This is a genomic window from Luteibacter sp. HAY1-4A (genome assembly GCF_056755355.1).
The window spans coordinates 1-12,643 of the sequence record NZ_JBNDHZ010000077.1 but is presented as its reverse complement, the minus strand read 5'-3'; the positions used below and the strand labels follow the sequence as shown (position 1 = coordinate 12,643).

At 64.7% G+C, this 12,643-nt stretch carries 10 protein-coding genes; 4 read left to right on the top strand and 6 right to left on the bottom strand.

What is annotated here, in order from left to right; genetic code table 11:
• Nucleotides 1–686 (top strand): type IV secretory system conjugative DNA transfer family protein (locus ACPYOD_RS18335; protein ID WP_481303139.1); only part of this gene is annotated, 686 nt, incomplete at its 5' end.
• A gap of 51 nt (nucleotides 687–737) precedes the next feature.
• Nucleotides 738–1,277, top strand: a complete 540-nt coding sequence (locus tag ACPYOD_RS18330; RefSeq protein WP_481303138.1) for a hypothetical protein — start codon at nucleotides 738–740, stop codon at nucleotides 1,275–1,277.
• Nucleotides 1,278–1,419: 142 nt separating this feature from the next.
• Here the strand turns inward: ACPYOD_RS18330 and ACPYOD_RS18325 are convergent, their stop codons facing one another.
• Both ACPYOD_RS18325 and ACPYOD_RS18320 read right to left on the bottom strand, forming a co-directional pair.
• Nucleotides 1,420–3,198, bottom strand: coding sequence for an XVIPCD domain-containing protein (locus ACPYOD_RS18325; RefSeq protein WP_481303137.1), 1,779 nt, complete (start codon nucleotides 3,196–3,198; stop codon nucleotides 1,420–1,422).
• A gap of 27 nt (nucleotides 3,199–3,225) precedes the next feature.
• The gene (locus ACPYOD_RS18320) at nucleotides 3,226–3,951 is read right to left on the bottom strand and encodes a lysozyme inhibitor LprI family protein (protein ID WP_481303136.1); all 726 of its coding nucleotides are present in this window, start codon (nucleotides 3,949–3,951) and stop codon (nucleotides 3,226–3,228) included.
• 213 nt (nucleotides 3,952–4,164) lie between these two features.
• On the opposite strand from ACPYOD_RS18320, the gene ACPYOD_RS18315 reads away from it, so the two are divergent.
• Entirely contained in the window at nucleotides 4,165–5,367 is a 1,203-nt protein-coding gene (locus tag ACPYOD_RS18315) for an NHL repeat-containing protein (protein ID WP_481303135.1), read from the top strand.
• 100 nt (nucleotides 5,368–5,467) lie between these two features.
• Entirely contained in the window at nucleotides 5,468–8,053 is a 2,586-nt protein-coding gene (gene mutS, locus ACPYOD_RS18310) for a DNA mismatch repair protein MutS (RefSeq protein ID WP_481303134.1), read from the top strand.
• A gap of 168 nt (nucleotides 8,054–8,221) precedes the next feature.
• Here the strand turns inward: mutS and ACPYOD_RS18305 are convergent, their stop codons facing one another.
• The 4 genes from ACPYOD_RS18305 to htpX all read right to left on the bottom strand — a co-directional run bounded on the left by ACPYOD_RS18305 (nucleotide 8,222) and on the right by htpX (nucleotide 12,516).
• The gene (locus tag ACPYOD_RS18305; protein ID WP_481303133.1) at nucleotides 8,222–8,620 is read right to left on the bottom strand and encodes an RNA-binding S4 domain-containing protein; all 399 of its coding nucleotides are present in this window, start codon (nucleotides 8,618–8,620) and stop codon (nucleotides 8,222–8,224) included.
• Between the two features lie 38 nt (nucleotides 8,621–8,658).
• Nucleotides 8,659–9,564: an AEC family transporter gene (locus ACPYOD_RS18300; RefSeq protein ID WP_481303132.1), complete on the bottom strand. Its 906-nt coding sequence runs from the start codon at nucleotides 9,562–9,564 to the stop codon at nucleotides 8,659–8,661.
• Between the two features lie 120 nt (nucleotides 9,565–9,684).
• Nucleotides 9,685–11,550 (bottom strand): molecular chaperone HtpG, encoded by a 1,866-nt coding sequence (gene htpG / locus ACPYOD_RS18295; protein ID WP_481303131.1) that lies wholly within the window; start codon nucleotides 11,548–11,550, stop codon nucleotides 9,685–9,687.
• Nucleotides 11,551–11,625: 75 nt separating this feature from the next.
• Nucleotides 11,626–12,516, bottom strand: coding sequence for a protease HtpX (gene htpX, locus ACPYOD_RS18290; RefSeq protein WP_481303130.1), 891 nt, complete (start codon nucleotides 12,514–12,516; stop codon nucleotides 11,626–11,628).
• Between the last annotated feature and the right edge of the window lie 127 nt (nucleotides 12,517–12,643).

Sequence of the window (12,643 nt, the reverse complement as noted above, 5' to 3'; positions counted from 1 at the left end):
GGATCAATCCCGTGCTGGACGCAGCCACCAGCGATGACGATTTCCTGCTCACGGATGTGCGCAGAAAGAAGATGACCATCTATATCGGTATCCAGCCGAACAAGCTGGCCGAGAGCAAGCTGATCGTGAACCTGTTCTTCAGTCAGCTCATCAACCTCAACACCAAGGTGTTGCCGCAGAACGACCCGAGCCTGAAGCACCAGTGCCTACTCCTCATGGACGAGTTCACCTCCATCGGCAAGGTCGAAATCATCGCCTCGGCGGTGTCGTACATGGCCGGTTATAACATCCGCCTTCTGCCTATCATTCAGAGCATGGCCCAGCTCGATGCCACGTATGGCAAGGATGTCTCGCGCACCGTCATCACGAACCACGCCCTGCAGATCGTCTACGCGCCTCGGGAACAGCAGGACGCCAACGATTACTCCGATATGCTCGGCTATACGACGGTGCGACGCGAGAACATCACTAAGAGCAAGAAGGGTGACATATCGAAAAGCCACTCCGAGGAAAAGCGCGCGCTCATGCTTCCGCAGGAATTGAAGGCCATGGGTACCGAGAAGGAGGTCTTCCTCTACGAGGGCATTCCTCACCCCGTGATGTGCGAGAAGATCCGCTATTACCAGGACAAGTACTTCACGTCGCGGTTGATGGAGAAGGTGCAGATCGCGCCGCTTTCCATCTAACGGCGCCACAACGGTGTCGACTGTTTTCCTTCCCCTGAAGAGAAGCACTCCATGAATACTCCCGCAAAAGCACTACTGTTGATGGCGGCGACGGCCGCGATGCCGGCCGCTTCCCTGGCCACCACCGCGTCGCCAAGCATGTGCGGGAAGTCCGACCAGGTCGTGTTTTCGTGCCCCCTTGCAGGAAGCACCAAGACCGTTTCCATGTGCGCCGCGGGTGACGTGGCTAACGGCGGTGGCCGTTTCTACTACGCCTATGGAAGCGCAGGGAAACCCGAACTGACTTACCCCGCGGCAGGCAGCGAGGGAGAATTCACGCGCACGCACCTCACCTTTCCGGGCAACACCGGGGGCTACGCCTATGCCTTCACGAATGCGGGCTTCAAGTACGTGGTCTATTCCGTCTCGGGCTCCAACAACCTGCAGGACGGAGGATTGGTGGTCTTGAAGGATGGCCAGGCAAAACCCGTGAAGCAAAGTACTTGCCAGGCAGGCAAGGTTACCGACACGGATGACGATGCACTGATCGACGCCACGCTCAAATGGAAGAGTGATCCCGCGATCGATAAAAACGGGATTCCCACGCGCTGAGCGCTCAGCGAATCCTTCCTATAATTGGTCTCGATGCCCAGCATGGTGGGCCAAAGCCAGCAGCAAGCATCCGCGAAAATATAGGCCATCGGCGGGGCCGCTTAAGCGCGACCCCGCCCCCCGCGAAGGGCAACGACTCCCGTCAGCGATGCATCTCGGGCTGTTGTTGCTGCTGTTGCTGCGAAGGCGCCGGCGGCTGGTTCTGAGCCGGCTGCTGCCACTCCGCACTACTCTGCGCCAGCGTCTTGCCCACGGACTGGCTCACGTCGACTTCCGCGATCTGCTTGAACGGCGAATTGAGTTCGCCCTGCACCGCATAGGCGCGGCGCGCATCGTCGCTGAGCACCACGTGGTCCACGCGTGACAGTCCCTGGGCGTGCGCGGCCACCGCCAGCGAAGCGGCCAGGTTGCTGCTGAGCTGGTCGGGCGTACGCCCCTGCCGGGCGTCCACCGCTTGAACGCCCTCGAGCGCCTGACGATAAATCGCATTGCCGGGGTGTGACGGACTGTCGAGCCCCACGGCTCGCGACTGCGTGGCCTGGGTCAATGCCGTCATGGTTTTCGCTCCCGCGACGCCGTCGTCGCCAAGGCCGTGATCGCGCTGGAAGGCCTTCACCGCCGCGGTCGTATTGGCCCCGAAATCGTTGTCCGGATGCAGCGGGCGCCCGTCCGCCCCCTTGTACCCCAGCTGGGCAAGCTGGCGCTGCAGATCGCCAACCGCGGGCGAGTGGTCGTGCTCACGCAAGGTGCCCGCGCGCTGTACATGGTCGCCAGTCGCATGATTCGGCGTCGGAGCGCGCACGTGGCCCGGATGGGTAACGTGCAGCAAGCGCTCCTGCGTGCCATTGCGCTGCACGTTCACGTCCAGCGTGCGATCGGCGTTGACATGCGTGGACACGTCGCGGCTGTTCACCGACTGCCATTGCCCGTTGATCAGCGCCTCGCCATGGCCGGACCGGCCCCAGGTCACCAGGTCGCGTCCTTCGGCATAGAAACCGCGATGGTTGGACGTCTGCGCATAGGAACCGCCCTGCCCAAGGGCCTGCACCATTGCCCGCGAATGCGCTGGGTCGGTGAAGGCATCGCGTATGGCCGAGTACTCGTGCGGAAGATTCGGATGCGTGGGGTCGTTGCCAAGCTGCGTCGGATTGACCAGCGGATTGCTGACCACGTTGTCCCATGCCGGCCGAAGCGGATGGTTGGGGCCGGTGGCGCGCATGTCGTTGAACAAGGCCGCGCCAGCAAGCGCATGGTCGCGGCCGTCGGTCACGTAATCGGGATAGCGGTCGATGGAATGCCGCACCTCGTCCACGCTGTGGTGCTGGCCTCGCTGGAGTTCGCCGATGAGGCGATTTCCATAGGTCTCGCTCTGGTTGTAGAGCTTCGCGGTCATCGTGATCAAGCGGGCCTGGTCCGCCTCCGATGCGTGCCGGTACAGATCGGTCTGCTGGAGTGGCGCGATGGCGTTCGTCATCAGCTTGTTCACCTGGGCGGTGTCGTGCTGGTGGACGAAGCTGATACCGGCGTCGCTGGCCATGAAGGCGTCGAGGTGCGACTTCACCGTGGCATCGAGCGGGCGGCCATGCTGGGCCTCAATCTGGTGCCCTGTGCGGCCCAGGTCGGCAATGGTCTGCGTACGCTGCGCGGCGTTGAGCGCCCAATCCGGATGCGCAGTACGTGCCCACGCCTGGTAGGCATCGGTCAGTTCCGTCGCGACTTCGGGATGTTGGCCGAGATCGGTCTGCAGCGTGCCGATGGAAAATCCGCTGTTACCGATGGGGTGCATCGTGGGATGGCCCTGGGCGTCGTCGCGGATGTTGCCCGCAAAACTCAGCCGGTAGGCCACGTCGCCACCTTCGGAACTCACGCCGATGGCGAAATAGGATAGTGCGCGTGCTTCGTTATCAGTCAATCCTGGCATGTTGCAACTCCTGGTTAATGGGCGCTGTTACATGTCGTCCTTGCACTTCGTATCCAGCGGCGCCTTGCCGCCTTTCGCCACGCGTTCCAGCGAGACGTATTTTTCGTCGCCGCGATACCAGGCAAGGCGCTTGCCTTCCGGAATCACGTAATCCTTTTCTTCTCCGAAGGCCGGACACACGGGATAACCGTCTCGCTCGGCCTCGTCGGCGCAGAACCGCAGGTAGAGTTTTCCGTCGCGCCATTCACCCTTGAAGCGGCCCGAACTGCCCATGGAGCGGGTGCCGTCGGACCAGGTGCCCTCTGGCGTGGCGCCTGCGGAAACGTGCAGTTCCACGGCGTGCCCGAGGTTGCAGTCGGTCCGGTACCCCCAGTCGCCCACGACTGCCGTGGCGCCTTGGCTCGACGGAGCAGCAGCCCCTCGTGCGCGCTTCTCCAACTCGTCGGCCCGGAAGCTGGTCTGGGTCGTGGTACAGGCATTCTTGACGACCGTTCCCGGCTTGACGCCGCATGCCTTGTCGCGGCCGGCGATCCACTGCCGTTCTTCTTCGCGCAGTGCCTTGCGGCCGGCGTCGTCGAGCGATCCCGAAAGCTTCTTGTAGACGGCGTTCAGCCGCGCGTCCTGGGTGTCGTAGTCGTGCGAGCCGGCGTCCTGTGCCGCGGCACCTGCCGCGAATGCCAGGCCCATGGCCATCGCGGCGAACCATCGCACGTGGGCGCTTGCCCGCGCCCCATCCATTCGCCTGCCGAGCATTGGAACTCCTGGTCGTGATTGTCCAAATCCCCATTTGCGAGCCTAGCAGGTTCAGGTTGACAAAACCGTGCAGGGTTCACCGTCTTTTCGTGCCGGTTTTGCGTGCCCGCTTACAGCGTTCGGTCTATTGAACCCGCCAGAGCCAGGGACGAGCATCGGAATGTCCAGCCGACCGCTGGCCTTTGCGTACATCAACGGAATGAGGATACAAAGATGAACCAGCCACGGAAACCAGGCGATCTGGACCCCGACTTTGGTGACGATGGGATTGCGCAGCTACACGTGGACGGGATGGGCCAAGGCACATCGTACGTATTGAGCGACGGGAAGATGCTGTCGGTGAGTGTCCACGGGGGTGATACCGCGACCGTCGTCCGGCACCTTCCTGACGGAAACCTCGACAGGAGCTTCGGCAAGGAAGGCATCGTGCGAACCCCGCTGGGTCTCCCCGGCAATTTCGTAGGGAGCATCCAGGCCATCCTGGAAGGCGACAAAATACTCATCGGCGGCCATGTAGAAGCTTGGCAAGAAGTCTATTTGTGCTACATCCGCCTCACGGCAGATGGGCAACTTGACGGCTCCTTTGGCGTCGGCGGGCGTGCAACGATCAATCTGCCGAAGACGTCGAGGGACGAAGCGGCGCATGCGGCCGTCCAGGTCGATGGCAGGATCGTCGCACTTGCCGAATCGATCGGGGGTTTCGACGTGTGGTTCCCGACGCTGTTGCGGCTGACTACCGACGGCGCCCTCGATAAAACGTTTGGCGACGCCGGGTTTTCCTATGCATTTCCCTCGCGCTCTTCCCTATGGAAGATGCAGGTCCTCCCCGATGGGAAACTGCTGACCAACGGCATGCGTGGCGAGCAGGGCATGATTTCCCGATACGAACAGGATGGTCGCCCCGATCCAGGGTTCGGACAGGATGGACATTTCTATCTTGACGTGACCCAGCGTCCCGGCTTCACTCAGATCGACGGTACGGCGGTCGATGCCGATGGAAAGATCCTCGTGGTGGGCAATGCGGGGAGAAGTCGCCAAACTGCATTTATCGCGCGGGTGGAAGCAGACGGCTCAGGCTTGGACAGCACGTTCAACAACGGTGAGCCTATGCTTCTCGATTTGGGAGATGCAGGAAATATCGAAACGTTCGTAATCCCCCTGGCGGACGGGAAAATCCTCTCGCTCGGACACACATTCGGTACGTCGTCCACTGCAACCTTGCGGCGCTTCCTCGGCGACGGCACACCCGACACTACGTTCGGGCAGGCCGGCCTCGTTGTGACCAATCCCGGCGAGGGCGTCTTCCACCAGCTAACCCGCCTGCAGGTTCAAGCCGACGGCAAGTATGTGGCGGCGGGTTCGATCCTGGACACTTCCATCGGTTGGTCTGCTGCCATCTTCCGCTTCTTGCCTTAGGCTGCCTACGCCGGCCGGGCCACCCGCCCGACCCATCCGGTATCATGTCCGACCGGCGTGCCGCAGGTGGCACGCCTTCGGCATGGAACCTCGGAAAATCATGGCTTTGGCAGAAGACATCTCGGCCGCCGCGGGGCACACCCCGTTCATGCGCCAGTACCTGGCGGCGAAGGCGGAGCACCCGGACATCCTGCTCTTCTTCCGCATGGGCGACTTCTACGAGTTGTTCTATGACGACGCCCGCAAGGCAGCCCGCCTGCTGGATATCACCCTGACCCAGCGCGGCCAGTCGGCCGGCGCGCCGATCCCCATGGCCGGTGTGCCTTACCACGCGGTGGAGAACTACCTCGCCCGGTTGGTGAAGCTCGGCGAGTCCGTGGCGCTGTGCGAACAGATGGGCGATCCGGCCACGTCGAAGGGGCCCGTCAAGCGCGAAGTCGTGCGCATCGTTACCCCAGGAACGGTGACCGACGCGGCGCTGATGGAAGAGCGCCGCGACAACCTGCTGCTCTCCATCGCCGCCGGGCCGAAGGGTTACGGCCTGGCATGGGTGGATCTCTCCACAGGACGATTCCTCCTTACCGAGGTAGGCACGGCCGAAGGCTTGGCCGCCGAGCTTGCCCGGCTGCAGCCGGCCGAAACATTGGTGGGCGAGGACGTGGCGTGGCCAAAGCTGGTCTCGTCCCTGCCCGGCCTGCGCAAGCGTCAGCCGTGGCATTTCGACGGCGATGCCGCCACTCGCGAACTGTGCCGCTTCTTCAAGACGCGCGACCTGCTGGGTTTCGGCGTGGACGGCATGCCGCTGGCCATCGCCGCCGCGGGTTGCCTGCTCGGGTATGTGGAAGAGACGCAGAAGAGCGCCCTGCCCCACCTCACCGGCCTGGCCGTGGAGAGCGCGAGCGAGACGATCGCCATGGACGCATCGACCCGCCGCAACCTGGAAATCGACACGCACCAGAGCGGTAATGTCGAGAACACCCTGCTGGGCGTGCTGGACGAGACGGTGACGCCGATGGGCGCGCGCCTGCTGCGCCGCTGGCTCAACCGGCCGCTGCGCGATCGCCAGGTACTGCGCGGTCGCCACCAGGCCATCGGCAGCCTCATCGACTCACACCGCCACGTGAGCCTGCGTGAGCGCCTGCGCGGGGTGGGTGATCTCGAACGCATCCTCGCGCGCGTGGCCTTGCGCTCGGCGCGGCCGCGCGACCTTTCCACATTGCGCGACGGCCTGGCCGCCGCGCCCAACCTGCGCCAGGACATCGAAGGCCTCGACAGCCCGCTGATACATGCGCTGGTCGAGCGCATCGGCGACCACGCGGACACCGCGGCCCTGCTCGCCGCCGCCATCGTTCCCCAGCCGCCGGTGCTGCTCCGCGACGGCGGCGTGCTCGCCGAAGGGTACGACGACGAACTGGACGAATTGCGTCGCCTGTCCACCAACGCGGACCAGTTCCTGGTGGACATGGAAGAGCGCGAAAAGGCGGCCAGCGGCATTTCCACGCTCAAGGTCGGCTACAACCGCGTGCATGGCTATTACATCGAGATCACCAAGGCACAGGCCGACAAGGCGCCGCAGCACTACACACGCCGGCAGACCACGAAGAACGCCGAGCGCTACATCACCGAAGAACTGAAGCAATTCGAAGACAAGGTTCTCTCGGCGAAAGAGCGCTCGCTGATGCGCGAACGCGCGCTGTACGAACTGCTGCTGGACAAGCTGATCGAGCGCCTGCCGGAACTGAAGGTCGCCGCAGCGGCCATGGCCGAACTGGACGTGCTGGCGAACCTGGCCGAACGCGCCGAAGCCCTGGACTGGACGGCGCCGCAGCTTACCGACGCGCCCGGCATCCGCATCGAACGCGGGCGCCATCCGGTGGTCGAGAAAGTCCGCGACGAGCCGTTCGAGCCCAACGATCTGGTGCTCGACAAGAGCCGCCGGATGCTGGTGATCACCGGCCCGAACATGGGCGGTAAGTCCACCTACATGCGGCAGAACGCGCTGATCGTCCTGCTGGCGCACATCGGCAGCTACGTACCGGCCTCGTCCGCCACCATCGGGCCCATCGATCGCATCTTCACCCGCATCGGGGCGGGAGACGACCTGTCGCGCGGCCAGTCCACCTTCATGGTGGAGATGAGCGAGACGGCCAACATCCTGCACAACGCCACGGATTGCAGCCTGGTGCTGATGGACGAGGTGGGCCGCGGCACGAGTACCTACGACGGCCTGTCGCTGGCACGCGCCGCCGCGGTACATCTCGCGGCCACGAGCTGCGCGTTCACGCTGTTCGCCACGCACTATTTCGAATTGACGGAACTCGCCGGCGAATTCCGCACCATCGCGAACGTGCACCTCGACGCCGTGGAGTACGGCGACCAGCTGGTCTTCATGCACACGGTGAAGGACGGCCCGGCGAACCGCAGTTTCGGCTTGCAGGTAGCTGCACTTGCGGGGTTGCCGAAGAGCGTCATTGCCGATGCGCGTCGTTACCTGGCGGCGCTGGAGCAGGGGCACGAAGTGACGGCCGCCGTGGCGGCGCCGCCAGCGGCCGCGCCGCAGATGGGCCTGTTCGCACCACCGCTACCGTCGCCGGTGGAAGAAGCACTGCGTGCTCTCGACCCCGACGATCTGGCACCGCGCGAGGCGCTGGAGCAGTTGTACAAGCTGCGGAAGATGCTTCGCTGACCGCAATCCTGTAGGCGCCGCTATAACGGCGAGACAAATTGAAGCCGAGACCACACGGCCTCCAGTGGGAGCCGCTTCAGCGGCGATGGGTGCTTGCGACAAGGTGCCCGCTGTCGCGGGATCGCCGGCATAGCCGGCTCCCACAGAAAGCGCTCCTACAAGGGAGCCCTACAAGGTCTTCTTCAAGTCTTGGATCAGCCGGCGGTCGCGCTTGTCCGGGCGCGCATCCGGACGCAGGAGCGCGCCACCGGTGAGGCGGCGATCCTCACGCCGGCGCTCGCGCTCGGCCACGCTTTCGTCCGTTTCGCTATAGAGCTTCTGCGCCTCCGCTGCGGGCCCGCGCTTCTCGGACAGCGCAACGACCACGCAGGCGATGCGTTCCTCGCCACGGGTGATCCGGAACGTGTCGCCCACATGGACAGGCTTCGCGGGTTTGCAGGTGGCGTCGTTGAGTTCCACCTTGCCGCCGTCGATGGCCTGCTTGGCCAGGCTGCGGGTCTTGAAGAAGCGGGCGGCCCAAAGCCATACATCGGCACGGACGCCGGAAGTCGTCGATGAATCGGTCATGGTGTGGAGGATAAGGCCGGCACGGCGGATACCAAGACTCAACCCGCGGGCAGCAGAAGGTTACCCAGGGGGATCGTCACCAGGGAAAGCAGGATGCCAGCACCGAGGACGGTGTTGGCGAGTTGCGGTTCGAGGTCGTACTGATCCGCGAGGATGGCCGCCGAGATCATCGGTGCCATGGCCGCCTGCAGTACGCCCACCGTAAGCGTCAGGCCCGAGACTCCGGCCGCGACGCCCAGGCCGAACACCAGAAGCGGGGCCAGGAAAAGTTTCCAGCCGAGTCCGGCGACCAGCGCACCCACCTGCTCGCGGCGCAGGTGCAGCCGGAACTGCAGTCCCACCGAGAACAGCGCCAGCGGCGTGAGCGTCTGGCCGATCTGCAGCAAAGGTTTTTCGAGCGCCGGAAGCAGCCCACCGGCCATGCCGATGACGACGCCCGCCAGCAAGGCGATGAACGCTGGAAACGTGAAGAGCCGGCGCGCGATGGCCGAAGCGCTTGCACCCTGCCCGGAATAGAGCGACGCCACCACGATGCCGCCGGCCGCCAGCATGGGGAAGCACCCCAGTTGGTCGGCGATAACGGCCACGGAAAGTCCTTCCTTTCCGTGCAGCGCCTCCACGAGCGGATAGCCCATGAACGAGGTGTTGCCGAGTCCGCAGACGAGGGCCAGGCAGCCCACCCGCCGCGGCGACCAGCCGAAGATCTTTCCCAGCACGGCGAACAGTGCCCATGCGCCGAAGAAGGTCACGTACATGCCGACGACGGGGAACCACAGACGCGTGTCGATAGTTACGTGCGGCACGAGCGCCAGCACGAGCGCGGGCAAGGCGATGTTCAGCACCCACCAGTTGATTCCCGGAACGATGCCTTCGGGAAGCGGTGCGTAACGGCGGCAGAGGATGCCGAGGGCGAGGCAGAGGAAAAGAATGAGCAGCGCGGACATTGGGAGGACGATAACAGCGGGCGAGACCGAGCGTCACGCGCTGGCAGCGATGCGTCGAAAGTCGCTGGGCCCCAGCCTTCGCTTCCCGCGAAGGCCGGAACCCAGCGACTGCTTCGTTCGTCAGCCCAGTAGCACCCGGTTCATCCGCTGCACGAACCCGGCCGGATCGGCCAGCTGCGCGCCCGCGGTGATCTCCGCCTGTTCGAACAGCAGGCCAGCCAGGTCGGCCGCCTTCGCATCGTCCGTTTCGGCGGCCAGGCGCTTCACCAGCGCATGGTCCGGGTTGAGTTCGAGCACCGGCTTGGCGTCCGGCACGTCCTGCCCGGCCTCGCGCAACAGGCGGGCGAGGTGCGGCGCTAGGTCGAAGTCGGCCAGCGCGAGGCACGACGGCGAATCGGTCAGGCGCGCGGACACGCGAACCTCTTTCACGCGATCGCCAAGCAAGGTCTTCGTGCGTTCGAGCAACGGTTTCGCCGCCTCGGCGGCCGCTTCCTGCTTCGCCTTGTCTGCGTCGTCCAGCGGGAACTCACCCTTCGCCACGTTGCGCAGGCGCTTGCCGGCGTACTCGGTGAGGTAGCCGAGCATCCACTCGTCTACACGGTCGGACATCAGCAGCACTTCGATGTCCTTGGCCTTCAGCGCTTCCAGTTGCGGGCTGCCCGCCGCTGCCGCATAGCTGTCGGCCGTGACGTACCAGATGGTGTCCTGCCCCACCGCCATGCGGCCGATGTAATCGTCGAGCGACACCGTCTTTGCTGCGCCGTCGCCCTTCGTGGACGCGAAACGCAACAGCTTCGCGATGCGTTCGCGGTTGGCGGTGTCCTCGACGATGCCTTCCTTCAGCGTATTGCCGAACCCGGTCAGGAAGGTCGCGAACTTCTCCGGCTCGTCGCGCGCGATGCGCTCCAGCAGGTCGAGCACGCCCTTCACGCAACGCGCCTTGATCTGCTCGAGCTGGCGGTTGTGCTGGAGGATCTCGCGGCTCACGTTGAGCGGCAGGTCGTCGGCATCCACCACGCCACGCACGAAGCGCAGGTAGTTCGGCAGCAGTTCCTCGGCGGCGTCCATGATGAAGACGCGCTTGATGTAGAGCTTCAGCCCCTTGCGCTCGTCACGGCCGCCCATCATCAGGTCGAAGGGCGGCTGCTCGGGCACGTAGAGCAACGTGGTGAAGCTCTGGTTGCCCTCCACGCGGTTGTGCGTCCACGCCAGGGCGTCGTTGAAGTCGTGGCCCAGCGCCCTGTAGAAGTTCTGGTATTCCTCGTCGGTGATCTCGCTCTTGGCGCGCGACCACAGCGCCGACGCGGAATTGACGGTGGTCCATTCCGTGGGATCCGGCTTGCCGTCTTTCTCGGCGGGCATGCGGATCGGGAAGGCCACGTGGTCGGAGTACTTGGTGATGGCGCCGCGCAGCGTCCACGGCTTCAGGAACTCGTCTTCGTCGGCCTTCAGGTGCAGCACCACGGTGGTGCCGCGCTCGGTGACGTTGGTGTCTTCGAGCGTGTATTCACCCTTGCCGTCGCTTTCCCAGCGCACGCCGGCCACGGCCGGCTGGCCGGCGCGACGGGTGATCACGGTGACCTTGTCGGCGACGACGAAGGCCGAATAGAACCCTACGCCGAATTGGCCGATGAGGCGGGCGTCCGCCTTCTGCTCGCCGGAAAGCGCCTCGAGATAGCGGCGCGTCCCGGAGCTGGCGATGGTGCCTATATTGGCGACCACTTCCTCGCGGCTCATGCCGATGCCGTTATCGCGCACGCTGATGGTCCGCGCCTCCGGATCCCACGTGACCTGGATGCGCAGATCGGCATCGCCGTCGGTCAGTGAGGGATCGGCCAGCGCTTCGAACCGCAGCTTGTCGCAGGCGTCGGAGGCGTTGGAGATCAGCTCGCGCAGGAAGATTTCCTTGTGCGAGTAGAGGGAATGGGTCACCAGGTGGAGTACCTGGGCGACCTCGGCTTCGAACTTACGGGTTTCCTGGCTCACGGTGCCGTTCCTTCAGGGTGGGACAGGCACCGGAGTATGGGGATCGGAGGGGGCCGAAAAAAGGCCCCCCACCGCTTAGCGAGCAGCCTGCAGGGCGGCGATGCGCTCTTCGATCGGCGGGTGGCTCATGAACAGGCGCTTCAGGCCCGAGGCCAGGTGGCCTGAGATGCCGAACGCCTGGATCGACTGCGGGAGGCTGGTGTCGCCGTGGTTGCCCGACAGGCGCTGCAGGGCCGAGACCATCGAGGCGCGTCCGGCCAGCCGGGCACCCGCTGCATCCGCGCGGAATTCTCGCCAGCGGGAGAACCACATGACGATCATGGAGGCGAACAGGCCGAACACGATCTGCAGGACCATGACCACCACGAAATAGCCGATGCCGCCCTCGCCGTCGCGCTCGCGGCCACCGCTCAGCCAGCTGTCGACCACCCGGCCCACGATCCGGGCCAGCACGATCACCAGCGTGTTGAGCACGCCCTGGATCAGGGTCAGCGTGACCATGTCGCCGTTGGCGACGTGGCCGATCTCATGGCCGAGCACGGCCGACACCTGCTCCCGGTCCATCTGCTGCAGCAGGCCGGTGCTCACGGCCACCAGGGCGTTGTTGCGCGACATGCCGGTGGCGAACGCGTTCATCTCGGGGGCGTCGTAGACGGCCACCTCGGGCATGCCGATGCCCGCCTTCTCGGCGTGACGGCGTACGGTGTCGAGCAGCCAGCGCTCGGATTCGTTACGCGGCTCGGTGATCACCTTGGCGCCGGTGGACATCTTCGCCATCCACTTGGAAATGGCCAGCGAGATGAAGGCGCCGCCCATGCCGAAGACCGAGGCGAAGACAATGAGGCCGCCAATACCCATGCCGCGCTGCGCGGCCCACTGGTCGATGCCCAGCACATGGCAGACGCAGGTCAGCAGGACGATGACGGCGAGGTTGGTGGCGACGAACAGGGCGATACGTTTGAACATGATCTGTCTCTCTCATGGCGGCTGGCGATGGCGCCGCCTGTGGCAAGTTTTCGGGGCGAATGGTGAACGATTCAATGGCGGAAGGCCTTGGGAGGCGGGCGGCGCCGCTCCCGTGCGGGTCTGCGCC

What these genes read in the sequence shown, in the direction of transcription:
- ACPYOD_RS18330 (WP_481303138.1), top strand. Translation starts at nt 738, where the DNA reads ATGAATACTCCCGCAAAAGCACTACTGTTGATGGCGGCGACGGCCGCG.
- ACPYOD_RS18325 (WP_481303137.1), bottom strand. Translation starts at nt 3,198, where the DNA reads ATGCCAGGATTGACTGATAACGAAGCACGCGCACTATCCTATTTCGCC.
- ACPYOD_RS18320 (WP_481303136.1), bottom strand. Translation starts at nt 3,951, where the DNA reads ATGCTCGGCAGGCGAATGGATGGGGCGCGGGCAAGCGCCCACGTGCGA.
- ACPYOD_RS18315 (WP_481303135.1), top strand. Translation starts at nt 4,165, where the DNA reads ATGAACCAGCCACGGAAACCAGGCGATCTGGACCCCGACTTTGGTGAC.
- mutS (WP_481303134.1), top strand. Translation starts at nt 5,468, where the DNA reads ATGGCTTTGGCAGAAGACATCTCGGCCGCCGCGGGGCACACCCCGTTC.
- ACPYOD_RS18305 (WP_481303133.1), bottom strand. Translation starts at nt 8,620, where the DNA reads ATGACCGATTCATCGACGACTTCCGGCGTCCGTGCCGATGTATGGCTT.
- ACPYOD_RS18300 (WP_481303132.1), bottom strand. Translation starts at nt 9,564, where the DNA reads ATGTCCGCGCTGCTCATTCTTTTCCTCTGCCTCGCCCTCGGCATCCTC.
- htpX (WP_481303130.1), bottom strand. Translation starts at nt 12,516, where the DNA reads ATGTTCAAACGTATCGCCCTGTTCGTCGCCACCAACCTCGCCGTCATC.